A 466-nucleotide genomic window follows, 5' to 3' on the forward strand; every position below is an offset into this window, starting at 1 on the left:
GCCGCCGCCCCTGCGGGGTGGACAGGAACCTCGTCACCTTGCCGAGCAGCCCTCCGGCCACTGCTACCGCCTCCTCCTCGTGCGTGCGGTGCTGTCGGAGGTGGAACGCTCTCGCGGGCGCGCCCCGCTGAGCCGGGCGGCGCACGACTCTAACCAAGCGTCAGGGTCGTGCGGTGCCGCCGCGAGCCGCCCGGCTCAGCGGGGCGCGCCCCCGGAGCCGCGCCCGCGCAGCTGGCCGACCACGGACTCGATCTTGCGCCGCGTGGCGGGGTCCTTGGCGGCCAGCTGCGCGCGCCGGGTCGCCTCCTGCGTCAGCCGCCGCCCCTGCGGGGTGGACAGGAACCTCGTCACCTTGCCGAGCAGCCCTCCGGCCACTGCTACCGCCTCCTCCTCGTGCGTGCGGTGCTGTCGGAGGTGGAACGCTCTCGCGGGCGCGCCGGTGCCGCCACCCGAGGCGTGGCGGCAC

Annotated in this window: 1 protein-coding gene; it reads right to left on the reverse strand. The window is 76.6% G+C overall.

The genetic code is table 11. The features are described from left to right. Positions 1 to 195 precede the first annotated feature (195 nt). Positions 196 to 375 carry a hypothetical protein gene (locus GTR00_RS22495; protein ID WP_166613673.1) on the reverse strand — a complete coding sequence of 60 codons (180 nt, stop codon included), beginning with the start codon at positions 373 to 375 and terminating at the stop codon, positions 196 to 198. Positions 376 to 466 lie beyond the last annotated feature (91 nt).

Source organism: Kineococcus indalonis (assembly GCF_009906395.1).
Classification (GTDB): domain Bacteria; phylum Actinomycetota; class Actinomycetes; order Actinomycetales; family Kineococcaceae; genus Kineococcus; species Kineococcus indalonis.